The 24315-nt window shown below is 61.5% G+C and carries 20 protein-coding genes and 1 tRNA gene; 3 read left to right on the forward strand and 18 right to left on the reverse strand.

Annotated elements, in window-relative coordinates; translation table 11 throughout:
• Positions 1 to 344: 344 nt before the first annotated feature.
• From ACRY_RS19775 to ACRY_RS14655, 16 genes are all read right to left on the reverse strand, one after another.
• The gene (locus tag ACRY_RS19775; RefSeq protein ID WP_155856384.1) at positions 345 to 1274 is read right to left on the reverse strand and encodes a hypothetical protein; all 930 of its coding nucleotides are present in this window, start codon (positions 1272 to 1274) and stop codon (positions 345 to 347) included.
• The gene (locus ACRY_RS19780) at positions 1271 to 2086 is read right to left on the reverse strand and encodes a HipA family kinase (protein ID WP_012040045.1); all 816 of its coding nucleotides are present in this window, start codon (positions 2084 to 2086) and stop codon (positions 1271 to 1273) included. Before ACRY_RS19780 ends, ACRY_RS19775 begins: the two co-directional genes overlap by 4 nt.
• A 300-nt stretch (positions 2087 to 2386) precedes the next feature.
• Complete coding sequence (locus ACRY_RS14595) at positions 2387 to 4921, reverse strand: GIY-YIG nuclease family protein (RefSeq protein WP_012040046.1); 2535 nt, start codon at positions 4919 to 4921, stop codon at positions 2387 to 2389.
• The gene (locus ACRY_RS14600) at positions 4914 to 6509 is read right to left on the reverse strand and encodes an Eco57I restriction-modification methylase domain-containing protein (RefSeq protein WP_012040047.1); all 1596 of its coding nucleotides are present in this window, start codon (positions 6507 to 6509) and stop codon (positions 4914 to 4916) included. Before ACRY_RS14600 ends, ACRY_RS14595 begins: the two co-directional genes overlap by 8 nt.
• Positions 6506 to 7162, reverse strand: a complete 657-nt coding sequence (locus ACRY_RS14605) for an N-6 DNA methylase (protein WP_012040048.1) — start codon at positions 7160 to 7162, stop codon at positions 6506 to 6508. Before ACRY_RS14605 ends, ACRY_RS14600 begins: the two co-directional genes overlap by 4 nt.
• Before the next feature lie 374 nt (positions 7163 to 7536).
• Positions 7537 to 10308, reverse strand: coding sequence for a MobF family relaxase (mobF, locus tag ACRY_RS14610; RefSeq protein WP_012040049.1), 2772 nt, complete (start codon positions 10306 to 10308; stop codon positions 7537 to 7539).
• Entirely contained in the window at positions 10308 to 12158 is a 1851-nt protein-coding gene (locus tag ACRY_RS14615; RefSeq protein WP_012040050.1) for a type IV secretion system DNA-binding domain-containing protein, read from the reverse strand. The genes mobF and ACRY_RS14615 overlap by 1 nt, the downstream gene beginning before the upstream one ends.
• Positions 12158 to 12520 (reverse strand): hypothetical protein, encoded by a 363-nt coding sequence (locus ACRY_RS14620; RefSeq protein WP_043509229.1) that lies wholly within the window; start codon positions 12518 to 12520, stop codon positions 12158 to 12160. The genes ACRY_RS14615 and ACRY_RS14620 overlap by 1 nt, the downstream gene beginning before the upstream one ends.
• Before the next feature lie 372 nt (positions 12521 to 12892).
• A complete protein-coding gene (locus ACRY_RS20600) occupies positions 12893 to 13156 on the reverse strand; it encodes a helix-turn-helix domain-containing protein (protein ID WP_419465245.1) in 264 nt (87 codons plus the stop codon).
• Positions 13157 to 13282: 126 nt separating this feature from the next.
• Entirely contained in the window at positions 13283 to 14212 is a 930-nt protein-coding gene (locus ACRY_RS19785) for a hypothetical protein (RefSeq protein ID WP_012040051.1), read from the reverse strand.
• On the reverse strand, positions 14212 to 15408 hold the full coding sequence (locus ACRY_RS14630; protein ID WP_012040052.1) for a tyrosine-type recombinase/integrase: 1197 nt from the start codon (positions 15406 to 15408) through the stop codon (positions 14212 to 14214). Before ACRY_RS14630 ends, ACRY_RS19785 begins: the two co-directional genes overlap by 1 nt.
• Positions 15409 to 15574: 166 nt before the next feature.
• Positions 15575 to 15648 (reverse strand) — tRNA-Gly (locus ACRY_RS14635).
• Between the two features lie 17 nt (positions 15649 to 15665).
• Entirely contained in the window at positions 15666 to 16940 is a 1275-nt protein-coding gene (gene otnK, locus ACRY_RS14640) for a 3-oxo-tetronate kinase (protein WP_012040053.1), read from the reverse strand.
• Positions 16937 to 17710: a 2-oxo-tetronate isomerase gene (otnI, locus tag ACRY_RS14645; protein ID WP_012040054.1), complete on the reverse strand. Its 774-nt coding sequence runs from the start codon at positions 17708 to 17710 to the stop codon at positions 16937 to 16939. The genes otnK and otnI overlap by 4 nt, the downstream gene beginning before the upstream one ends.
• Before the next feature lie 27 nt (positions 17711 to 17737).
• On the reverse strand, positions 17738 to 18649 hold the full coding sequence (gene ltnD, locus ACRY_RS14650) for an L-threonate dehydrogenase (protein WP_012040055.1): 912 nt from the start codon (positions 18647 to 18649) through the stop codon (positions 17738 to 17740).
• A gap of 45 nt (positions 18650 to 18694) precedes the next feature.
• Positions 18695 to 19792 (reverse strand): LacI family DNA-binding transcriptional regulator, encoded by a 1098-nt coding sequence (locus tag ACRY_RS14655; RefSeq protein WP_012040056.1) that lies wholly within the window; start codon positions 19790 to 19792, stop codon positions 18695 to 18697.
• Positions 19793 to 19909: 117 nt separating this feature from the next.
• On the opposite strand from ACRY_RS14655, the gene ACRY_RS14660 reads away from it, so the two are divergent.
• Both ACRY_RS14660 and ACRY_RS14665 read left to right on the forward strand, forming a co-directional pair.
• Positions 19910 to 20818, forward strand: a complete 909-nt coding sequence (locus ACRY_RS14660) for an NAD(P)-dependent oxidoreductase (protein WP_007423222.1) — start codon at positions 19910 to 19912, stop codon at positions 20816 to 20818.
• Complete coding sequence (locus ACRY_RS14665; protein WP_012040057.1) at positions 20815 to 21450, forward strand: aldolase; 636 nt, start codon at positions 20815 to 20817, stop codon at positions 21448 to 21450. Before ACRY_RS14660 ends, ACRY_RS14665 begins: the two co-directional genes overlap by 4 nt.
• A gap of 15 nt (positions 21451 to 21465) precedes the next feature.
• Here ACRY_RS14665 and ACRY_RS14670 read toward each other — a convergent pair whose 3' ends face one another.
• Both ACRY_RS14670 and ACRY_RS14675 read right to left on the reverse strand, forming a co-directional pair.
• Positions 21466 to 22044 (reverse strand): antibiotic biosynthesis monooxygenase family protein, encoded by a 579-nt coding sequence (locus tag ACRY_RS14670; protein WP_012040058.1) that lies wholly within the window; start codon positions 22042 to 22044, stop codon positions 21466 to 21468.
• A gap of 4 nt (positions 22045 to 22048) precedes the next feature.
• Entirely contained in the window at positions 22049 to 22639 is a 591-nt protein-coding gene (locus ACRY_RS14675) for a DUF2889 domain-containing protein (RefSeq protein WP_012040059.1), read from the reverse strand.
• A gap of 189 nt (positions 22640 to 22828) precedes the next feature.
• Between ACRY_RS14675 and ACRY_RS14680 the strand changes: the two genes are divergently transcribed.
• Positions 22829 to 24313: an MDR family MFS transporter gene (locus tag ACRY_RS14680; protein ID WP_012040060.1), complete on the forward strand. Its 1485-nt coding sequence runs from the start codon at positions 22829 to 22831 to the stop codon at positions 24311 to 24313.
• Positions 24314 to 24315 lie beyond the last annotated feature (2 nt).

Raw genomic sequence — 24315 nt, forward strand, 5'->3', positions numbered from 1 at the left:
CTCGGCGCGGCGCGCTTCAGACGCCATTTCACGACCCGGTCTTTCCGCCGCGACCGAACGGACAATGGAGCGCCCGGCAGCACGCGTCGCGACCCGAAACAAGCCGGATCATCACAGCGGCGGCAATTCGAGCAGCAAGCAAGGGGATCGCGCTGGAGCGGGTAGCGGGAATCGAACAAAGAGAATAATTTCTTTATGAAACAACATATTGATATTATGTCCACATCTAAGGAGCCCCCGAAAGAGCCCCCAAATGGATTGGACGGAGGGGTTGCAAACCACTTCCTCCACTGAACCAACTGGTTTGAGCTAAGAATGGCAAAAGGCTATACCGCTGGACGATACTAAGCGGCCTCGCGTTCCAGTAGAAATGCTCCAATCTCCTCTACGGATCGCAGAGGGCGCAAACGCAATTCTTCCTGGTCAGCTTGGCCCTCGAGCGCATGGAGAGCCGACTCAATTTGACGATGTTGACGCCCCGTGAACTGGGGATCGCCAGGGTAGGGCACCTGAAGGATCATCTCATGAGATCGTGCAATGCCTCTGTTGCGATCTCGATCCACTTTTAGGTCCCACAACCTGCGTTTTATCTGACCCACAGAGGTACCAATTTGGCTGCCTTTGAGAGTCCCAAAGTTCGCAGTGAGGTGGGCTCCAGAGAAATCAATGACAACTTCATGGGCGCGGGTTGAAGACCTGCGCTGCACGCCTCGACGGATATCGGAGCTAAAAAAATTTGCCAAATCAATACGATGCTGCTCTACATACCCAAAAACGAGTGCTGGCAGGCTGTCGGGTACGCGCCTCCTAGTTACAGCGCTTTCGTCGTCGTATGCCGCCAATTCCAGAGCCAACGAGACCGACTCGCTGTCCTCGCGATGCAGAGAAGACAAGGCTCGCAGCCAATCGATGCCTATTTGCCTTAAACTAGCTCCCTCAGCTTCTCGCCATTCTCCGAGGGTTATGTTCGACGTAGCCGTCCGCACCTGCGGCAGCCCGTCAAAGCCAACCCGGGCGAGTTCCCCCGGCAAATGTTCCAGGGACATCTGGATAGCGAAAATCAACCTTTCGGCATTGTCGGCAAATAAACAACTCAGCCGCTCCAATGCATTAGCCGATTCAACATGGAACCCACTTCCGGACACGACCGCTACACCTACCACTAAGCGCTCGTATGACCCAACTATGGGCTCAAGCAACACGGGAGCCCACCGGGCTTGAATAAGCCTCTCGACCGAAGGAAACATCGACTTGTGTAGTGCAAAATCGCTCACACGAGCACTCCAAGCGCATTTTTTGCCTGCCTTGGCATAGCTACCACCCGTTGCGCCAGGAATGCCTCAAGCGCATCCACGTCACTTTGCTGTAACAAAGCTCTAATACGGCTTCTCGCAATAACCTCTGCGACATTCAACTCTGCGATTTGGGTTGCAAATTGATCCACTTCAACCGCGCGCGCATGCTTCTGAGCATCTGTTAAAGATTGAGTGAGCCATTCAGAGAGCCGATTTCGGTATTGGCCGGTTGGAACCAAGTGGTCCACCTGCCAACTCGGACCAGTGTAACAGTAGCCGTGGTCGATTAACCAAATCTCGCCTTTTCCGTCGAACAGCAAATTCCCTGTATGTCGGTCAACATTGGCGGTCCACGTATCAAAACCGTATAGTTGCCCAAGGTGCTGCCATGCCGTAATCTCATTTATCAGCGCAGGCATGCCACCCGCGAGGTGATGAAGCTGGTAGGTCAGATTAGGCACCTGAACGTCAACACTCGCAAAAACCACATGACCACCGCCATTAATTTGTGGAGCGTGAACAATTGGAAGAACGCCATCCGGCACAAGAGCCAAATAGACCCTAGGGGTGGGTAAGCCCAATAGCTGAGCTATTACGGTGCTCAACAGTTCATTCGACAACTCTTTTGACCCGAGGTCCTTCAATATCACATTTTTTGTTGAACCGTCTTCCAGCTGGACCTGTCCTCTGTATGTCAGGCTCACATTCCGGTCATTGAAGCGCTTTGCCCCACGTAAAACGGTGGCAAACCCAACCTCCAAGGCCACTTGTGTTAGCCCGCTTTCGGGCATGATCTCCCCTTTTTGTCTTTTATCACCAAGCTTTAGTGTAACAACTCGCTCGGCTCAAGGTTGAACAAAAAACGAACCAACCTTTCGAGCGATTCGGGCCGAAGGCCGAACGCTCTATTTCTCCCAGCGAAAGTCGAAGTGTACCCCGCATACATCCGTATCAGCCGCACATCGCAACGCGATTAGACTCCCCCCCCCCCCGCAGGTCCGCCATAGGGGCGCAGACCGCGCGCTGGCCTCCGCTCTGCCTCACAACACATAGGGCGAATAGGTGATTTGTGCTCTCGGCTCGAGTGCATCTCATTCCCTTGCAACAACCGTATCATAAAGCCCGTAATGGGTCAGCCCCTCATGGCTTTCGATCCCAGTGTAGCGCAGCGATGCGTCCTCATAGCGGCGGAACGCGAAAACGGCTTCGTTCATCCGCTCAGTGTTGAAAACTTTAAGGCGAACCAGCAAGTGGAAGTCAGCTACGGTTAAGCCGGTTACTGCAAGAAATAGGTCCGGTTCCAGCTTGGTGATAACATCCTGTAATGTATTTTCACGGAAATCGGTGAGATACATGAACGCCGGGAGGCGCGTCGCAAACTTAATGAGCTTTTCCTGAACGAGCTTGCGCTTGGACTTATATTCCCGTTCCTCATTCGTCAGCTCCTTCTTCTCCTTCGGCGTCAGCTCGCCGTTCTTCGCCTTGTTCTTGAGCTCCTTTACTTTCTCACTTTTATTAATGATCGTTTCGATTATGTTATCGCCCAGTGCGCGCCAACCTTCGATGCGTTCGACGGCTGCCATCGCCTCGGGATTGTCGATAATGCGGCGCAACGTGTCATTGTCCACGTTGACCAGTAGAGCGGACTCCCACTTGCGCGCCAACAATGTGGCCGATGTTCCTGCCATCGCAATGTCGAGGATACCGCCTGCATCGATCTGCGTCATGTTCGCGCCGTCATACGCGAGCACGGGCAGAAATGAGACAAGCTCACGCACGGCATTTTCGGGGTTAGCCTCGCCTGGTGACAGTCCGATGCCGTATTCGGATAATTGCCGCAAAGCCCGCGTGGGGGCGAAGTCGAACACGAAACAAACGGGTTTGAGGATTTCTTCCTCGTTCGGATTGTTGCCGTTGGGGTTCTTGATCGACCAGGGCGACTGCACCCGGAACGCGGCCTGAAAATAGGTTTCCGGGGATTTCAGGTTGCGCAGCATGAGGATCGACGACCATTGCGCCACCGTCACCCCGGTCGTCAGCTTGCCGCAGGACAGCGTAATGGTTTTCGTATCAAAGCCGCTGCCGACAGCCTGCCGAACGGGAGGCAAGGCATCCAATCCGATCCCTGCCGACGTACCCGCGGCCACCACGACCGTGTAATCGCGCCAGAAAGTGTTTTGCCGCTCTGCTAGCAGGTTCGCCATCGCGTGACAGGCGGCGACATTGGGAAGGAACCAGAACGAATGCTGGAGGTATGGCAGGAGGCGCACGTCCGAATAGGGAAACGGCGGCCGAGTGCCGGCTTTCAGACTCTCGGAGGTTTGCATCGCGTAGCCGCCCCGGATGATGTCCAGCCATTTCTGCACATCGGTCTTGTGCTTGAACGTCGCGGTTCCCGCGGTGCCGGTGGCGGCAAAAAAGGCGTTGAGGTCAAATTCGTCAAACTCTCCGGCGCTGGCGATCGCCAGCAGCTCGTCGGGCATCCGATAAGTCAGTAGCCGCATTTGCGGCAACGCGCCGTAGGGATTGCGTTTGTTGGGATACTCTGCGGCGAACTCGGCCTTGGCGCGCTGTTCGTCGGTGTAGGTCCAGTTAAATATCTGCTCTTCGATGAACTCGCCGGCAGCGAGCGCCTTGAAGGGGGTGCCGGAGAGATAAAGGTAGGCCCGCGTGGTGATCGGCAGGAACTCGGTCTCGCTTTGCGAAAGTACCCCCAAGTCCTCGTTCACCGCATCTAAATCGGCTTCGAGTTTGGTCACTGCCTTCACAACCGCTGTATCTTCGCCCTCAAACAATTCCTTCGCAGTCTCACGCCACGCACCGAAATGGTATTCGTCAAAGACCACCAAATCCCAGTTGATTGTGTGTATCCATTCGTTGCGCGGTTTGATGTTGCCTGCCTGATCGCGCCCCAGCAGGTCCTGAAACGAGCCGAAATAGATCAGCGGCGTTTCTAATGGCACCTCGCGTGGGTCACCATCGACGTTTCTCGACTGGTATCGCCAACCATCGAAATCGACGTGGGATTCGAGGTCGGTCTGCCAGGCGTCCTCTACGGCGGGTTTGAAGGTCAGGACCAGAACGCGCTTGGCATTCAGCTTCTTGGCAAGCTGGTAGCTTGTGAAGGTCTTGCCAAATCGCATTTTGGCGTTCCAGAGGAAGCGCGGAGCGGCATTGGGATCCTCCTGCCAGCGTGATTGAAAATAGGCATAGGTCTGCTCGACGGCCCGGGCCTGCTCGTCACGTAGCGGGAAATTCTCGTGATGTGTGCCGGTGAAAATCTGGCCGTTGCGCAGTTCGGCCAAGACGGTCTTCACGTCGGCAACCGTGCATTGCATCCATTCGCGCTGCGGATTGAGAAAGCCCTTGCGCCGCAGCGCGTCGCGCACGGCGTGGTCCGTGATGATGCCGCCATCGTTACGCACCGAGCTCTCGTCAAGCTCTATAGTATAATTCGTGATGGCGGGTGTTTGGAGCTGTTCGGCGACACGCTGCTTTACGTCTCGGGTGGTCTGACCCACCTTGAGCAAGCCGTCATGCGCCGCGTCAGCTATGGCGTAGGCGTAGATGCGCGGGCGCCTCTCTGGTTTCGGGGGGAGGATGTCCTCGATGGTGGGCTTATTCACGACCTCCCCCCATTGGGCGAATCATCTGCTCAATAAAGGCTACCTCATCATCGGTGATGCCATATTTTTGATATAGCGCTGCATCGGTCCATTTCTTACTCCACTGTTGGACCGGAACCCAGCGATACATACCACGGAAAACGTGCTGTGCTGGCTTGCGAAGCGAGACGAGGAACCTCGCTAGTCTTGTTTGTAGATATGATACGATACTCTCCGCTTCATCCATTGAGTTTAGGGGACCGGCGACAAGATAAGTTTGGGTGCATACGGACCCCGGTTCGCCGATGATTGGCGGCCCTAGAACGATGTCCACGCCGCTTCTTTCGCGCTCACGCCCTGAACCGGCAACAGGGAGAAACAATTTCCAAACATCAATCAATTGGGAATTTTTCGTAATCGCTTCGCGCTTCATTGCGCCACGGACACGTTTTGTCGCCACATTGGCGTAGAGCATCACCTGCTTATCGTTCGGAATCGCACCCCGGATATAGCCCGTAAAGTTCGTGGCTAAACCGAAAGGTGTATCACCACTTACAAGCTCCTCAAAGGAGCGCTCCCCAGCCGCCAACACCTTTTGCAAAATAACGACGGCTCGATTGTCACGGACGAATACATCAAACTCGTCCAAAACACGCGGATGCGGTCCAATCGTCACTCCATTACGATGATAGGTGCTTTCGCATAGTCCCGGATTGTCACGGTTCCATAGAAAGTAACAAATGCCGCCACCGATGCCCACAGTGGGGAAAGCATCCTTCGCGTTCTCGTAGTCAACAAGAGTGCGGATACGCTGGTCGCCAAGAAACTCGGCACGAAAGTCGCCAAGGCCACGACCGCCAGCCATCCATCTGGAAGGAATAACCATGCAAAGAAAATTAGGCTCTAATTTCACGGCTTGCTGAACGAACATTTGATAGATGGGTGAATCATTGTTTCCCCCGCCGCCGCCAGTCATCTGATATGGCGGATTCCCAATAATAACGTCGAACTGCATTTCGCCTCCGAAAAGCTCGCTGAGGCGGGCTTTTATGTCATGGGTGTGAATGAACGCATAGGCGTGAGTCTCCAATCCGACGCCGCGATCAAGCGTCACATTGCTGGCCCCGCAAAACACACATCGGCCCTTTTCCCAAGTGTGCTCGGTGCGCTCAAACCAAATATTGCCCTCATCGTGGGCGAAATTCTTGGTGACCGAATGTTCGCCGTTAGCGTGTTTCGAGCAATAGATGCTCCGCCGGGTGAGAAGGCTGGTCAAGGTGGTGATACCGATGCCGAACACCTGCCGCGTCAGGATATGATCGACGCGCGTTTGCAGGTCAGGGATTTCATCTGCCAACCCAGCGATCAGCCGCGTTGTAATCTCGCGCAGAAACGCGCCCGACTTGGTGCAAGGGTCAAGGAACTTGACTGCTCTGTCGGCCCAGATATTCGCACCGCCGTTGCTGGCCGCCCATGCCTCCGTCAGCGTATCCAGCATCCGGTTGGCAAACTCGGGCGGCGTGAAAACCTCATCGTTGGACAGGTTGGCAATGCAGTTAAGAACATCGGGGTTTCGCCCCCGCAGCGTAAAACCGGCCTGTTCGTTCATCTGCCCCCCCCAGAATCGTCGCTTGTCGTGGAATCCGCTAAGTCGTGTAGCGTCATTGGCGGGTAGGATGAGGTCGGCGTAAAGATTTCGTGCCTGCCAAGTCCGGCGAATAATGAACCTTCGGCGTGGAAGCTGGCCATGCCTGTCAGAACATCAAGCCGGAAATCGCGCCGCTGGTACCTACCCTTGCCGAGATAGCCCCATTCCACCACGCTGATCGGTGCGCCGGTCCCGTCGCGCATGGTCATGGCATCGCCGTGAACGAGATTGAGCGACAGCACAAAAAGGGCGGCGCGATACACCTCATCATCGCTGGTGATATTCAGATATTCAGCGAGCACTTCCATCATGTTCGCACGGCACTCGGCGATATTGTCTGGCAATAGCTCGATGCCATAGCAGCACATCAGCCCAAACAAGGCATAGTGCCGCCGCTCAAAGTTGAACTTGCCGTATTTGATCTCCACAGCGGCAAGTTTACGTTGTAGGATCGGCACAAGAAAATTGCCGCTGCCGCAAGCTGGTTCGAGAAAGCGGGCGTCAATCCGCTCCGTCTCGCCTTTCACAAGGTCGAGCATTTTTTCAACGAGCCAGGGGGGGGTGAACACCTCTCCATGATCAGCAACGCGCTTTTTTGATTTGATAAGGCTCATGTCTGGTCAGGCCACTGTGTGCGGCTCCGTTGTCTTGCACTTGAACGGGTCGCTACTTTAGTTTCCTCGAGCGCTTTATAATCTGACAGATATCGCGCCTGTTCTGCACCCGCATAAGTGCACCCATCCGCACAATCAATGCCTTTTTCATCCCGTGGCGATGTCATCGGAGAGCCATGCGTTCTAGCTCAAAGCGGTTGGAACCGCAGCCGGCGTACCGCCAATTGCGGAGCGGCCGCCGTGATGGGAAAGCAAAACGAGTTCAAGATCTCCGCCTTAATCGCCCCGCCAAGGTGGCCTGGAGCCTTCATGCTTATAGCTGGAATCGCGTTCATGTACTGTCTCATAGCAAAATAAGGTTATACAGTTCACGTCTACAGCGCCATGCCATCGGGCAAGGCGGCCGTATTGCTCACCTCCCTAATGGCGAGGGCACCAGCCTGAAGGGCGGTCTGTTTCTCACCTGTGCGCTCGGCTATTGCGGCAACCAATTTGTCACGGTCATTGGTGTATATGGCGGTGGTGGCCTTGGCGCGGGATAGTGCGACATAGAAGCTCTTCTGATCCACCAAGTTCGAAGCGGCGCTGTCTGCGTGAATAAACGTGTGCTCGGTTGTACGCCCCTGGGCGGCAAAGGTAGTGGCAACATAAGAATGGGCGATATGTTGGTCACGCGGGTTGTCCAAAGACAGCGAGAATATCTTACCCTTGTCAACCCGGATTTTGGCTTCCCGTGACATTGGGTCAACGGCCAATATTTCCCCCTTTTGCCCGTTGATTCGGCCCACATCTCGGTCATTACGGGTGAACTGCAACAGGTCCCCCGCCCGCAGCTCGATCACCTCGGTGGTAAAGGCCTGGGCGTTCGACGCGCCCCATTGCTGAAGCCGCCAATCTACGATCCTGCCGTATTGATCGGCAAGCGTAATGGCGGCTTTAACCGCGTCAATTTTCACCACGCGGTAGGCCTGTGCCTTTGACACCCCCTTATCGGCGTAATCCTTTGCGAACCGGATCATGTCACCGACGGCGTAGCTGTGCGCGTACTTGGTCTCGGCGCGCGTCAAGTCGCGGGGCACCAACCTGACGGCCTCAATGGCGGGACCATGCAGAACGCCATTTTCCGCCAGACGTTTCCGGATTTCCACGGTCAGCGCGTCCCGCCCTTCACGGGAAGGTTCGATCACCAGTGCCTTGTGCCTCTCTTTGGTGCCCAACTGGGCGTAATCTTGTGCGATTTGGGCGAATCGGGCCTCACGGGTGTCGCACTCCAAAACGCGCCCGCCTCCCGCATCCAGCGCGGCGAGGGCCTTCTTGGCATCGCCTGCCAAGCTGGCCTCTACCGCCGCCTTAGAGTGCTCGTTGGTCTGGCGCAGAATTTGGGTTAGCCGCGCGGTTTCCATGCCCGCCCTCTGAAGTTGAGCAAATGCCGCGCCGGCCGCCACGGATCCAAGCTGCGCTGTGTCACCCACCAGCAGAACCTGCGCCCGGTGGGATTCGGCTAAGCTCAGCAGCTTGGCGGCATCCGCCGCCGAGATCAGTGAGGCTTCGTCAACAATCCAAAGGTGCTCGTTGGTTGTGGGGCGTCCAGGGGCTAATATATGACGGGCCAGGGTGTCAGCGCGCGTACCGAGCGCGTCGGCCAACACCTGCGCCGCCGACGCAGTGGGGGCGAGGGCGGTAATCTGAATGCCCCGCGCCTTTGCCCCCTTCGCGATGGTTGCCAGAACGGTCGAGGTCTTTGCGGAACCCGCTGCACCCTGCAAGCCGATAATACGATTACTACTGCTGAAAATTTGTTGGGCTGCAGCCCGCTGCTCATCAGTCCAGGCGTATCCATGCTGGGCGCTGCGCCGCTCCGCCTCCGCAACTGCGCGGGCGGCGGCGATAGGGGACAAAATCGGCTTCACTTGCTGACGACCTTGCTCCTCCAGCCGCAGTATTTTGGTCTCGTTGGCGATAGCGCCGGCGGTAGTGAAGCCTTCAAATGCCACGCCGCGCCGGTCAAGGCACTCGCGCGCTTCGAGCGCACCACCTTTCTCGGCACGGACAATGGCGGCGAAAATATCCTCTTGGCCTATGTGGCCCATGCCAAACCGTCCAGCCGCTTCATGCAAGGCGGTAGTGGAAAACACCGATTGGCGCTCCGCCAACATCGCCGCCCCCTGCGCAACGGCACGGTCAGCCACCAACTCGCGGGCAAATTCTTGATCTGCTGTATTTGCAGCGGCCGCCGCCCGCGCCTCAGCTCGGACGATTAACTCGCGCCGCGTCTGTTCATCCCATCCGGCCGCATCAGCAGTTTTCCGCCAGTCGCAAATCAGTTCTGCGTGGGGCACCGGCTCCTTGGCTAGCCGCGTATCCAGCGCCGCAATCTGCTTTTCGGCCGCGCTGGCATCTTCCCGGCTTTTGCCCCGGTCCGCCAGCCTAGCCTCAATCGCGGCGCTACGTTGGCTGAACACCTCCATCGTTTCCACGCTAATACCGACAATTTCAAAGGTAGAACCCTTGCCGCACTCAATCTCATAGCCCAGGCGCCGCACCGCGGCGGCAAGCTCCTGCCGGTAGATGGCGCCTAACTGCTTTTGCATCTGGTAAAATGCTCTCGGCTCGAGGCTGCGCCATTGCCCGGCCCTGTCGCGGGTCATGTTGAGAATTACATTGTGCGTATGCAACTGCGGATCGAGCGCCCGGCTTGTGCCATGCCTGAAGGACGCGATAACCAGATTGCCCGTTCCCTGCCGTCGGATGCTGCCATCCTCCCGAATGCGAGTAGCTGTAAAATGCTGTTCTGCTAGCCTCAGCGCGATTTTCACCGCGTACTCGTGAGCGGCAATGAGGCGGCGGTCGCCTGCCACCTCGGCTATGATCGATACGGATTTGGGCGCGCTGAAGGTTATATCCCAGCCGGGCCGGTGCTCCCAATCGCCCTCGCGCATGGTGCCTAAGCTTTGCCCAGCGACATGCCCGTCCAGCAGACGCGCGAATTGCTCATGGTCAACGCCCCCGGCCAAATTCAGCGCTTGCGCGCCTTGGCCAAGCCATTCCGAGGGGGCGAGACCACCCTCGGCATAATAGGCTTCGTCGGCCTCGTAATAGCTGGCGGCCTGCCCGGCGCTGGTCAGGGCGGAGATTGTCGCCACCATTATACCGGCCCCGGTCCAAGAATTGTACCTTGGATGGGCGCCTCAAGCCTTTCGGCCGTCTTGGCCTTCTGGGCCTCCTGCAATACGCCCCAGAACGCTTCCGCAATATCGGCGGGGATGAAGTCTAGCTGGCGGGCAGGGCCGCGCGCGACAATATGGTCATTCGTCAGCTTGATCCGCGCCACCGGCAAACCGTCAGGTAACATCAGATAGCCGGTATGTTTGGGCAAGCGCAGATCGCTCTCGATAACAGCCGGCCTAGTTTCGCGGGCGGTCGTGAAGGATTGCTGCAACTTACCGGTTTCGGGATCGACTGTTTCCGTCATCAATGGAATTTCGACCTCGACCTTGCCGATGTTCGCGGCTGCCCATTCCCGGCTCGCATGGTCGCTCATTTGCAGAAATAGCTTCGTGTTGCAGCAGCCTAGCAGCGCCTCTGCACCATCGTGACCGTACCGAGCGCGCATTTGGCCGATGGACTGGAAGGAGAGGACGGCACAAGCGCCGAATTTGCGCCCTTGCGGCAAGAGGCGTTCGAGGTTCTGGACACGCGGAAGGTCGGCCAACTCATCCAGCAGGAACCAGACCCTTTGGGTGGGGCTGGTTGACAAGCCAAGCATGGCACTGGCCGCACATTCCAGCCACAACGCCATCAAAGGCTTCATGGACTCGAAATAATCCTCCTTTCTGGGGACGAATATCCAAGGCTTGCGTCCTTTGTTTTGGCCGATATGCTTAAAAAAACTCGAAATCGAAAAGGCAAGTTCACCATCGCGAGGCGCCTTGCGCAGGAACATGAGCATGTTGACGGCCTTGACCAACATGAACAGCACGCTGGCGGTCGCGCGCTCGGCATCCTTTTCGAAAGTACGGGCCGATGATGTGTTGGCGAGCCAGCGCTCCAGTTCCTGGCGCGGCATCGCCTGGAGCGCGTTCAGCAAGGCTTCCAGCGTGCCCCTCCCTTCCCGCCACAGGTTGCGAATCATATTGGCAACCAGGTTTCGGGATGTTTCCAGCCAGATGTCCTTATCCTCATCGCCGGTCTCAGTGATAAGGTAACGGGAAATCCGGTCGCAGTCGGCCGGGTGGATGATCTCGGCGAAGGGACTCCAAAACACCCCTCGCTGATCGAACGGGTTCAAAATGATGTCACCGCGTGCCGGATTGTAATAATTCGCCAAGAACTCGCCGCTGGTGTCGTACACCAACGCTGCCTCGCCCCTGGCCTCGATCACATCCAGTTGCTGCCGGAGCACCGTCGTCTTGCCAACCCCGGTCGTGCCGATGATGGCAATGTGCCGATTTTCCAATTGACTTGGCAGAGTGACGCTGCCGAATTTTAGGAGAGGCTTTGTTGCGTGATTAGCATTTAGTCTCGCTAGTTCGGCTTCAGTAACGAGCTTTGTGCCGCGCACGACCCTATCAGCCAGTATGGCCTCCATCTGGCGGCGGCGCCTCCCGGCACTCAGCCACAAGCCGACCCAACCCGCTGCTAATCCAATTGCTCCGCCTGCCGCTAGATTCTCAAGAGCGTCAAACGTCTGATCTCGCAGGGGCGGAAACGCAGCCCACTCTTTCACTCCGGTACGGTAGGATCGACCACGCCATTCGATTGTCATTTCCGGATTGATGGGAACGAACTTCATAAGATTGGCAGCGACGTCGGCCGCCATATAGTCAACAACCTGAACCGCTTGTGTCGGCGAGGTCATCAAGTATCCAGCAGCGGCGGCGCCGATCAGCGCGCTCGCGAGCAGACCGCCGACGCTGGCGTAAAATTTGTTGCGGTCGATCTCGCGCTTGCGAGTGAGGCGGGCCCCGGCATGCGCCAGTTTGGTGTAGTTTGACATTATTGAACTCCGGCTTGCTTAAGCTGCCGCGCAAAAGCGGCGTTGATTTCGGCCGTTAGGGCGGGTTCATCAACGCGGGGACCGGCCGTGGCGCGTGCATAGGTGTAGGCGGCGCAGGCGACAAATAAGGCCCGCTCCGTCAGGCGCTCGACCTGGGCCAGCCTGACGGTCAGCGCACCGATCTCTTGGACAAGCTCGGCTTCCCTCTCCGGCGATGTCTGCGCGCCGGAGAGGGAGGCAAGTCCGGCCCGCACGCATTGTTGCAATAGCGCATAGGGGGTCGTCTGGCGGCTTTGGGCGGCGCTCCGCAATGCCTTATCGAGCACTAAAGGGAGGCGCACCGAGTGCTGAACGAACTTCACAGCCCATACTCCCCCCGCATCCGGCGCGCATCCTCAGCCTGCCAAGGCGTGGCGCGCGATATCGAACGCGGATTACACACGCACCCGGATCGCATCCGCGAAAAGTCGAGCAGTTCAGCCGCAGGCCAGTGCGTGCGGTGTGTCTGTATACCCTTGCCTGGCTGCGAAGCAGCTAGGCAAAAAAATGACAGATATTGTTTGGGGAGCTGGGGTATGAGTATACTACTCCTGGCTTTTAAACGCGGTTCTGCCTCGGCGGGATGTATTCGCCCCCTGTTCCTTGTTTTTGTGGGGTGTGCATGATTCATCGTTTGTCCTTTCAAGACCCTCAGATTTTTCGGTTGTCGTTAGGGATTCGATTGCGGGACGCGGTCACGGGTTCACCGATGCGGCAGGGCTGGCGAACTGATTGTGTTGGGGGTCCTGTGATTCACAGACCAACCGTTCAACCGACGCAGTCGTTATCAGAGTGCGCCGCCCAACTTTAATTGCATCGAGTTGGCCGCGTCTGAGCAGTAGGTAAACTGACGAGCGACCGATGCCGAGGGCCCGTGCGGTGCCGTCCACGGAAAGAACGAGGGGTTGAATTTCCAAGAGTGCCTCCGAGTGATCGTGGGGAGGCATGTCAAATTGCATGGGGACACTGCTGTGTCGTCCAAAAACTAAAATCGCCAGAAATCGGCCAAAAAACCGAACTTCAAAAACTCAAATTAGCCCAGAAAAATCGCTCCGGTCGTCCGCAAGAATGTTGACCGGGGCGGTTCACTTTGCATCGCGCAAACTTTTCAACCGCTGATAGATTAATTTCGCGTAAGATTTCACTTGATCAGGGTGCGGGGTCCAGCCATCCTCACCCGGAGACTCGTGATACGGTTGCACGAGCCATGCGATCAGGTTCCCGACTGCTATGTCTATGTTGGTTAAATTCAGACTCTCTAAACGGGGATCACCGATCATATTCACGATCATCTCTGCATTTCTCGGTGATAGTGAGCGTCCCCCAACTCCTCTGCGACGCGGTCTGTCCTGCTGTATAATTTTGTATAGATCTTCATAGTGGATATATATATTCGCCGGGACCGCTATCAAACCAGTAGGTAGGGTAACCAATTGCCGATCCTTTGGATTGTCTGAAAATAATAAATATCGGAACCTACTGTAAAATATTCGTCGATCTATCGGTATAGGTTTATCATCGGTAGCAGAAAATGAATAAATTCTTGTTTTTTTATCCTTTCCACTGGGTTCTTTTTGCAAAATTTCTAGGAATTTTTCGAACATATCATCAGATTGGTAAGGAATTTTCAAAGGTAAGGAGGACCATTTCAGGCCATATTCATAAATATGCCATACAAAAGAAGGAATAAAAGTAAAACATGAAATTATAATGGTAAAATACAAAATCTCTCCTTCTTTTGAAGGATCCGAGAAGACAGATAAAAATAGCATGCCTCCAGATGAAACCAACAATATTAAACCAAAGTAGGTAATAATACGCTTCAATAGAAAATATTTATAGTATTTTTTTGATATATCTCTGATTTTGAAATCTATTTTTTTATAATTTTCATTCGAATCGTCAGGCATGAATGTTTCTAAAGCATGCCTTAATAGTACATCTGTCTCCCCGCTCCATTCCTCTTCTGAATTTTTATTTTTTGTTATGCCGTTTTTATTAAGATCTTTTTCCATTATTGAATTTCAATATCCTTCATCTGGTCCAAATGATTGCTCCACCACTGCGCCATCTCAACCCGCTCAGCCCAATAAGCCGATTGGTTGTAAATACGCCGGATAATGCCCGGAACCATGTGGGCCAGGGCGCGTTCAATCGCGTCAGGGTTCCATTTTCCTGATTCGTTGAGTAGAGATGACGCTGAGGTGCGGAAGCCGTGGGCCGTCATCTGGTCCTTGGAGTAGCCCATTCGCCGCAGTGCAGCATTAACGGTGTTATCGCTGATTGGTCGGGCTTTGGTGCGCACCGAGGGAAAAACATAGCGCCCCGTCCCCGACAACCCACGCATTTCGCGGAGAAGCGCCAGAGCCTGCTTTGACAGCGGCACGACATGGGGCTGGCGCATCTTCATCTTGGCCTCGGGTATCGTCCAGACGGCCTTGTTAAAGTCGATTTCTACCCATTCCATCTGGCGTATCTCGCCGGGACGCTGGAACACATGCGGCGTGAGCTTCAAGGCGTACATTACAGCGGGGTCGCCCTGGTAATCGTCTATCGCTCGCAAGAGCGCACCAAACTGTGCAGTATCGGTAATCGCGGCGAAATGCTTAACGGTCGGGGAGATCAGCGCGCCTTGTAAGAGCTGCGCCGGGTCGCGTTCGGCCCGTGCGGTTGCTGCTGCGTAGCGGAAAACCTGCCCCGCAAAGGCTCGCAGTTGCTTTGCTGTTTCCAGCCGCCCGCGCCGTTCGTGTTTTTTCAGCTCGTGAAGCAGTTCCTGAGGCGTAATGTCGGCTACCGGCCTCTTTCCAAAATCCTGCCCCAGCAATTTCAGTAGCCAGCGTTGTTTCTCCAGTGTCGCAGCAGTCCGCCCCTCACGGCCCTTTTTCTCGATCAGCTCGTCAGCCACGCTGGCAAAGGTGTTGCCCGCCCGAATACTCGCCTCAATCCTGGCTTGGCGCTTGGCCGCGTTGGGGTCGACGGCATGGGCGAGTTGTTTGCGCGCCGCATCGCGCGCGGTGCGGGCTTCGGCAAGAGTGATTTCAGGGTATGCCCCCAGCGAGAGCTTACGCTCTGTGCCGTTAATGCGGTATTTGACCCTCCAAAGCTTACTGCCGCCAGGATTGACCAAAAGGTACAGTCCCTGAGAGTCGGCTACCTTGTATGCTTTATCCTTGGGCTTGGCATTGCGAATCGCTGTATCAGTCAGCGGCATTTGGGGGCCTCGTATTAGGTGGGGGCCTTTCAAGGCCCCCAATTCAGGCCCCCATCTTCCACAGTTGCAGACAGACAAGGGCAGTCATCGACAACCGATAACTGCCAGAAAATAGCGGATTTCTGCGGATTTTTCAACCATCGGCAGACATCGGCAGACGGGACACTGGAGCGGGTAGCGGGAATCGAACCCGCGCGTTCAGCTTGGGAAGCTGACAGGCTACCATTACATCATACCCGCATGGCGCGAGCCGAGATTTAGTCCGCGCCGGGCGTCGGCGCAACTCCCATGGCGGCGAGGGCGCGGGGGAAAAAATCGCGGCCACCGAAATTGCCGGATTTGAGGGCGAAGAGACGCGGCTCGGGCTCGATGCTGCGCAGCAGCGGCACGCCGGGGGCGATTTCGGCGCCGATCTCGAAGGCGGGGATGCCGAGACGGTCGACGATCGCGCCCGAGGTTTCACCGCCGGCGACGATCAGGCGGCGCACACCGCGATCGGCGAGCCCCGCGGCGAGGGTGGCGAGGGCGGCTTCGATCCGCGCGCCGACCTCGGCGCCATGGGCGGATTTCAGCGCCGCGACCGCCTCCGGCGTCGCCGAGCTGGCGAGCAGGACGGGGCCGGAATCGAGCAGTTCACCGGCCCAGTCGAGGGCGGCGGACATGTCGCCCGCGAGCAGGGAGTCGGCGTCGAGATGGCAGATCGGTATCCGCCCCCTCACCGCCGCGATCTGGTCCAGCGTCGCCGCCGAGCAGCTGCCGGCGATGATTGCGGCCGGCCCTTCCGGCGCGGGGAAATCGGGGGCGGCGGCCGGTGCGGCGCCGCCGGCGATGGCGCGGGCGAGGCCGAGGCCGAGGCCGGACGCGCCGGTCGAGACCGGGCGGCGCAGCGCCGCCTCGCCCAGGGCGAGGAGATGGCGCTCGGCGATGGCATCGACGATGCAGGCCCCCCTGCCCTCGCCCAAAGCCGCATCGAGCGCCGCCGAAATCGCCGTCGCCCCGCGCTCGACCGTGTCGAACGGCACGAGGCCGACCGGGCGGGATGACTGGCGGGCGAGCACGCGGACGAGGTTGGAATCCCGCATCGGGTTGAGCGGATGGTCCTTGAGCGGGCTTTCGGCGAGCGGCACGGCGCCGACGAAGAGATGCCCCTGGTAGACGGTGCGGCCGGTTTCGGGAAAGGCCGGGCAGACCGGCACGCAGAGGCCGCCGGCACGGGCCGCCAGCGCCTCGGTCACCGGGCCGATATTGCCCGCGTCGGTCGAATCGAAGGTGGAGCAGATTTTATACATGACATGCCCGGCCCCCCGGGCCGTGCAGTATTCGGCGGCGGCGAGGGCGGCGGCGGCGGCCTCCCGCGCCGGCACCGAGCGGATCTTGAAGGCGACGACGATGGCGTCGATCTCCGGCAGGGCAAGGCCATCGGCGGGGATGCCGATGGTCTGCACCGTGCGCAGGCCGTTGCGGCTCAGCGTGTTGGCAAGGTCGGAGGCGCCGGTATAGTCGTCGGCGATGCAGGCGAGGCGCAGGCTCATCGTCCGCGCCCCGCGAACCAGGCGAGGCCGTCTTCGGTGCGGCCGCGCGGGCGGTATTCGCAGCCGACGATGCCGGCATAGCCGAGCCGGTCCAGCTCGTCGAAGAGGAAGGGATAGTTCAGCTCCTCGCCATCCGGCTCGTGGCGCGAGGGGACCGAGGCGATCTGCACATGGCCGATCTGGCGGATCAGCCGGCGCAGCCGCATCGTCACGTCGCCGTGGATGATCTGGCAGTGATAGATGTCGAACTGGAGGCGGACATTGCCGATGCCGAGGCCCGCGATGAACGCGGCCGCCGCGTCGACATCGTTGAGGAAATAGCCCGGCATGTCGCGCCCGTTGATCGGCTCCAGCAGCAGGTCGATGCCGTGATGGGCCAGCGTCTCGGCGGTGCGGATGACGGCGTCGCGATAGCGCGCGCGGGCGGCGGGGTCGGCGGGGTCGGCGATCCCGGCCATCAGGTGCAGGCGGGTCACACCCGTCGCCGCCGCATAGTCGAGCGCGCGGGCGGTGCCGGCGGCAAGCTCCTCCTCGCGGCCCGGCAGTGCGGCGAGGCCGCGCTCGCCGCCCGCCCAGTCGCCCGGCGGGAGGTTGAACAGCGCCTGGGTCAGCCCGTGCTTCGCGAGGCGGGCGCCAATTTCCTCCGGCCGGTGTTCATAGGGAAAGAGGAACTCGACGGCATCGAACCCCGCATCCGCGGCGGCGGCGAAGCGGTCGAGGAACGGAACCTCGTTGAACATCATCGAGAGATTGGCGGCGAAGCGGGGCATGGGGCCCTCCGGATCAGGCAGATGGGGTCAGGACGGTTCGGGCAGCGAGATCGGCGCGATACGGGCGAAGAGCCGGGCGACGGAGGCATCGTCGTCCCGCCCCATGCCGGCGGCGGCGGTCATCAGGAAGAGTTGCAGCGCTTCGGAGGCCATCGGCACCGGCATCCGGCCGCGCCGCGCCATGTCGAGCACGATGCCGAGATCCTTGGTGAAGATGTCCACCGCGCTGCGCGGGGCGTAGTCGGCATCGAGAATGTGGGGGACGCGGTTCTCGAACATCCAGCTGTTGCCGGCGGAGCCGGTGATCACCTCGTAGACGCGGCGCAGGTCGAGGCCCATCGAGGCGGCGAAGGCGACGGCCTCGCAGGCGGCGGCGATGTGCACGCCGGCGAGGAGCTGGTTGACCATCTTGAAGCCGGCGCCGGTGCCCGGCTCGTCGCCCAGCTCGTGGATGGTGGCGGCCATCGCGTCGAGCGCGGGGCGGGCAGCGGCGAAGGCCGCTTTGCTCCCCGAGGCCATGATGGTGAGTTTTCCCTCCGCCGCGCGGGCGGTGCCGCCGCTGATCGGCGCGTCGAGATAGTGGATGCCCATCGCCTCCAGCCGGGCGGCCAGGGCGCGGACGGCCTCCGGCGCCATCGTCGCACAGGAGATGAAGACCGCGCCCGGCGCCATCGCCGCGGCACAGCCGGCCGCGCCGAACAGCACCGCCTCGGTCTGCTCGGCATTGACGACGACGCTGACGACGATCTCCGCACCGCGCGCGGCGGCCTCGGGGGATGCGGCCGGCGCACCGCCGGCGGCGGCGAGGCGCTCGAGATTGGCGGGAACGACGTCGAAGCCGCGGACCGAGAATCCGGCGCGCAGCAGGGCGGCGGCCATGCCGCCCCCCATCGAGCCGAGGCCGATGACGGCGGCCGCCCTGCCCTCGCCCGCGCTCATTGCCGTCCGTCCGCTGAAGCGATGGTCATGCCGTTCTCCTGAATCTCATGTGCTGCCGCCCGCCTCGAGCGTGAAACCGACATCGAGGCGGCGGGTGGTCGGCTCCCGCCCGGCGATCCGGGCAAGGAGCATGGCGGCGGCCTCGCGGCCGATCTGCTTGCGGGGCGAGACGATGGTGGTCAGCGTCGGCGTCGTCAGCGCCGCGATCGGCAGGCCGTTGAAGCCGGCGATGGCGATGCGGCCGGGCACGTCGGTCCCGTCGCGCCGCGCCCGCAGCAGGGCGCCGACGGCCATTTCGTCATTGGCGAAGAACAGCGCGTCGAGCGCCGGGGTGATGGCGAGCAGGTCCGGCAGCGCGTCCCAGCCGACCTGCTGGCCGCCGCCCTGCCCGGCCCCGCCCTCGCGGTCGAACAGCACGACGGCCGCCTTCCCGGCGAGCTGGCGGCGCAACCCGTCATAGCGCTGGCGGGCGCGGTAATCGTCCTTCATGCGCAGGCCGACGAAGCCGATGCGCCGGTAGCCGCGCGCGAGCAGGTGCTCGGCCATCGCGGCACCGGCCCGAACATGCGAGAGGCCGACATTCATGTCGATCGGCGCGCGGCCGGTTTCCATGAATTCGACGATGGGGATGCCGGCGTTGCGCAGCAGCGTCGCGGTGCGCGTCTCGTGCCGCAGGCCGGCGACCATCATGCCCGGCGGCGCCCAGCCAAGCAGGGTGGCGGCCAGCGCCGCCTCGTGCCCGAGATCGTAGCCGGTGCTGCCGAGCAGCATCTGGTAGCCTTGCGCCTCGACCGCTTCCTGGATGCCCTCGATCACCTCGACGAAGACGACATTGGAGAGCGAGGGCACGATGACCGGGATGACGCGGGTGCGCGCCGAGGCGAGCGCGCCGGCCATGCGGTTCGGCACATAGCCGAGCTGCTCGACCGCCTGCTCGATGCGGCTTCGCAGGGCCGGGGAGACGGAGGCCGGATTGTTGAGCGCGCGGGAGACGGTGATCGGCGCAACCCCCGCGCCCGCCGCGACCTCGTTCAGCGTCACGGCGGCGCGCCGGCGGCGGGTGCGGCGCGGCGCCGCGCAGGCCTCGCCCGTCGCCTGTTTCGCTTCATCGGCCGTGGCACCGCGTGCGCGGGTTCCTCTCATGCCGCGACTATCGCGGAGATCGGCGTCCCATGCAAGATGGTAGCGCTGTCAGAACCTGGTTGCGCTACCACCGCGCCGCTCCTATACAGGAGCGGTCGGATATCGGGAGAAACAGGAATGTCGGGCAGCGGATCAAAACCCTCCATCGGCTTCATCGGCGTCGGCTTCATGGGCCACGGCATGGCGAAGAACATCGTCGAGGCCGGCTACGCCCTCACGGTGATGGCGCACCGCAACCGCGCCCCGGTCGAGGACCTGATCGGCCGCGGCGCGAAGGAAGCGAAAACCCCGCGCGAGATCGCCGAGGCGAGCGACATCGTGTTCCTCTGCGTCACCGGCAGCCCGCAGGTGCGCGCCGTGACCGAGGGGGAAAACGGCCTCGCCGCCGCCGGCCGGACGCTCACCATCGTCGACTGCTCGACCTCCGATCCGTCGGTCACGGTGCCGCTCGCCGAGAGCCTCGCTGCGCGCAACATCACCCTGCTCGACGCCCCGCTCGGCCGCACGCCGAAGGACGCCTGGGAAGGCACGCTCGACGTGATGATCGGCGGCGCCGCCGAGGATGTCGCCCGCGTGCGCCCGGTGATCGACACCTTCGCCCAGCGCGTGATCCATACCGGGCAGACCGGCACCGGCCACACGATGAAGCTGCTGAACAACTTCCTCTCGATGGGCTATGGCGCGCTCTATGCCGAGGCGCTGATGCTCGGCGCCAAGGCCGGGCTTTCGGCCGAGACCTTCCACAGCGTGATCGCCGGCGGGCGGATGGATTGCGGCTTCTACCAGACCTTCATGCAATACGTGGTCGGGCGCGACCGCAACGCCCACAAGTTCACGCTGAACAACGCGCTGAAGGACACCGCCTATCTCAACGCCTTCGCGGTGGCGCAGGGCGCGGCCAACCCGCTCGCCGCCGCCGTGCGCAATTCCTATGCCCAGGCGGTGGGCGCCGGGCGGGGCGACGATTTCGTGCCGATGCTGGCCGATTTCATCGCCGAGGCCAACGGGGTGAAACGGGCGGAATGAGCGAGAGCGCGCTGCGCGAGGCGATCTGCCGCTTCGGCCGGTCGCTGTTCGAGCGGGGGCTGACGCCCGGTTCCTCGGGCAATATCAGCGTGCGGCTGGAGGATGGCGGCTGGCTCTGCACGCCGACCGACGCCTCGCTCGGCTTTCTCGACCCCGCGCGCATCGCCCGGCTCGACGCGAACCGCCGGCTCGTCTCCGGCGACAAGCCGACCAAGGAAATCCCGCTGCACGACGCGCTGTACGACACGCGGCCGGAAGCGGGCGCGGTGGTGCATCTGCATTCGACCCACGCCGTCGCCGTCTCGATGCTGCCGGAGATCGACCCGGCGGAGGCGCTGCCACCGCTGACGCCGTATGTGATGATGCGCGTCGGCAAGGTGGCGCTGGTGCCGTTCCACGTGCCGGGCGACCCGGCGGTGGGCGATGCCATTCGCGGGCTCGCCGGCAAGCACAGCGCCGTGCTGCTGGCCAATCACGGCCCGGTCGTCGCCGGCACGTCGCTCCAGGCGGCGGTGTTCGCGATGGAGGAGCTGGAGGAGACGGCGAAGCTGCATCTGCTCACCCGCGGGCTCAACCCGCGGCTGCTGACGCCCGAGCAGCAGGCGGCGGTGCGGGCGAAATTCGGGGTCTGATTCCCTTCCCCGCCGTCAGGCCCGGCCGGCTTCGTCGGGGAAATGCTGCGGCGCCTCGCGCCGGTCGGTCATGCCATAGTCGCGGATGACGCGCACCAGCCGGTGCGACGCCCCCTCGCCCGCCCCGGCTCCCGTTCCGCTCCTGAGGAGCAAAACATCGCCCGGGGTGAGGACGGCCTCGAACACGTCCCAGCCGACGAGGCCAGGCACCGCGGGGTCAAGCCCGAGGTCGCGGGCCAGGGCCTCCGCCGTCATGCCCGCCGCCCCCTCGCGCCGCGCGGTGAGGAGCGAAACGCCTGCGGAGTCCGCCTCCGCCACCACCCCGACGCGCAGGCGATAATCCGCGAACAGCGCGCGCCGCGCCTCTTCCTGGGCGCGGTGATGCAGGGCGTGGCGGCGCCAGGCGATCAGCGCCGCCTCGTCCCGCCAGAGCGAGACCGAGAGCAGCCAGCCCGGCCGGGTCAGGCTGCGATAGCGGATGTTCTCGATGAACCCGTCGATCCCTTCGAGTTCGGGGCGCAGCAGCCGGGCATGGCCGAAATAGTCGTCCAGCCGGCCGTCCTTCGGCCTGACCTCGAAGATGACGGCGTGCATCGCTCTATTCGGCCGCCGCCTCGGCCTCGCGCCGGCGCTCCTCCGCCCGGGCGCGAACCTTGGCGACCAGCGGCCCCTGCTCGTTATAGGCGTGGCAGGAATTGAGCAGGGCGCTCGGGATGTCCCAGCGGTCCTCGGTGGTGCCGCCCTCGCGCGCCGCTTTGTGGGCGCGGATCGAGAACATCGTCTGGATCGCGGTGGTGGCGACCTGCTGGAGCAGCTCGCGCAGATGGGTGCAGCCGGCGGTGCCGCCGACGCGCTCCATCGCCCCCTTGAGGAAGCCCTTGCCGATCGTCAGCCCCGCCAGCGCGGCGAAGTTCGGCGCCACCCCGGGGCAGATCGCGTGCGGCGTGTCGTCCATCGCCGCCTCGGCGCGGACGACGGTGAGCTTGTCGTCGATCGTCAGGCGCAGACCCATCCCGTGCAGCGCCTCGCCGGCGTTGATCCGCCCGCGGTCGTGATTGCCGAAACTGTAGGTCTTGGTGTCCTTCATGTGGGCTTCGATGTCCACGAGGCCGTCGGCGCGCAGATAGCCGCGGATCGCGATGTCGCGCAGGTGGAGCAGTTGCCGGGATTCGGCATGGCTGAGGGGCATGGAGCGAAAACTTTCCCTGATCTCGATGTTGACGAATAGGTTAAGCGCTGCCCGGACGGCTTGCAAATGCTCCGGCGCGATGCATGACAGGGTTGCTGCCCCTCGCGCGCGGTTGTCTGCCGCGCGAGACCGGCGCAATCTGTCGCGCCTCGTTTTCATCGCCCCTCCCGGCGCCACCCGAACGGACCCATGGAATACACGCACAGGCAACGGCTTCAGGTCATCTCCGGTATCATCCTGTGCATCCTGCTGGCGGCGATCGACCAGACGGTGGTGATCCCCGCGGTGCCGGCGATGGCGGCGGGGCTGCACGGCTTCTCCCATCTCTCCTGGGTGGTGACGGCCTATCTGCTGACCTCGACGGCGACGACCCCGCTTTACGGCCGCCTGTCCGACCAGTTCGGCCGGCGGCAGACCCTGATCCCCTCGATCGCGCTGTTCGTCCTCGCCTCCTGCGTCTGCGCCACGGCAGAAACCCTGCCCTGGCTGATCGCCGGGCGGGCGCTGCAGGGGGTGGGCGGCGGCGGGCTGATGGCGATCGCGCAGGCGGCGATCGCCGACGTGGTCAGCCCGCGCGAGCGCGGCAAGTACCAAGCCTACATGGCCGGGACCTGGGGCGTCGCCTCGACCGCGGGGCCGGTGGTCGGCGGCTGGGTGACCGATCATCTCTCGTGGCAGTGGATCTTCTGGTTCAACGTGCCGCTCGGCCTCGCCGCGCTGGTGCTGAGCCAGATCGGGCTGCGCCAGCTCAGGACGGTGGCACGCGGCGGGCGGATCGACTACGAGGGCGCGGCCCTGCTCACCTGCGCCGTCACCGCCTTCCTGATCGGCCTGTCCTGGGGCGGGCGGAACTATCCGTGGCTCTCGGCGCCGGTGATCGGCATTTTCGCGGCGGGCTTCGCGCTGATCGCCGCCCTCTGGCGGTGGGAGGCGCGCGCCGCCGTCCCGCTGCTGCCGATGCGGCTGTTCGGCAGCGCCTCCTTCGTGCGGCTGGTCGGGATCGGGTTCCTCACGGCGCTGGCGATGTTCTCGGCGATCTTCCTGCTGCCGCTGTTCTTCCAGCTGGTCTACCGCGCCAATGCCGCGCAGTCCGGCTGGGACATCATGCCGTTCATGATCGCGAGCACGATCGGCGCCTACGCCGCCGGCCAGGTGGCGCGGCGCACCGGGCGGACGCGCAAGCTGCTCATCGGCGGCCTCGTCGTCGGTACCGCCGGCTTCGTCCTGCTCGGCCTGCTGCCGCGTGCGACCCCGCTCGGCCTCGTCGTCTTCAACTGCTTCGTCATGGGGCTCGGAATCGGCTTCGTCCTGCCCTCGAACCTCGTCGCGGTGCAGAATGCGGCGACCCGGCACGATGTCGGCGCCGCGACCGCGACGCTGCTGCTGCTGCGGGCGATGGGCGGCGCGTTCGGCGCGACCATCGCCGGCGCGGTGCTGCTGCTGCGCCTCGGCCGGCAGATCGACGCGCCGGGCGCCGCGGCCGAACGCGCGATGGCGGCGAACCCGGCGCTGCCGGCGGCATTCCACGCGGCGTTCCTGATCACCGCCGGCTTCGCCCTGCTCGGCCTCGTCGCGGCTATCCGGGTGGAGGACACGCCGCTGCGCGAAACCGTGGCAACCGACGGCACCGACACCGACGAGGCCGACGCCGAACCCGCCGCGATCGGCCACTGACG

It is taken from the genome of Acidiphilium cryptum JF-5, assembly GCF_000016725.1.
GTDB classification, from domain to species: Bacteria; Pseudomonadota; Alphaproteobacteria; order Acetobacterales; family Acetobacteraceae; genus Acidiphilium; species Acidiphilium multivorum.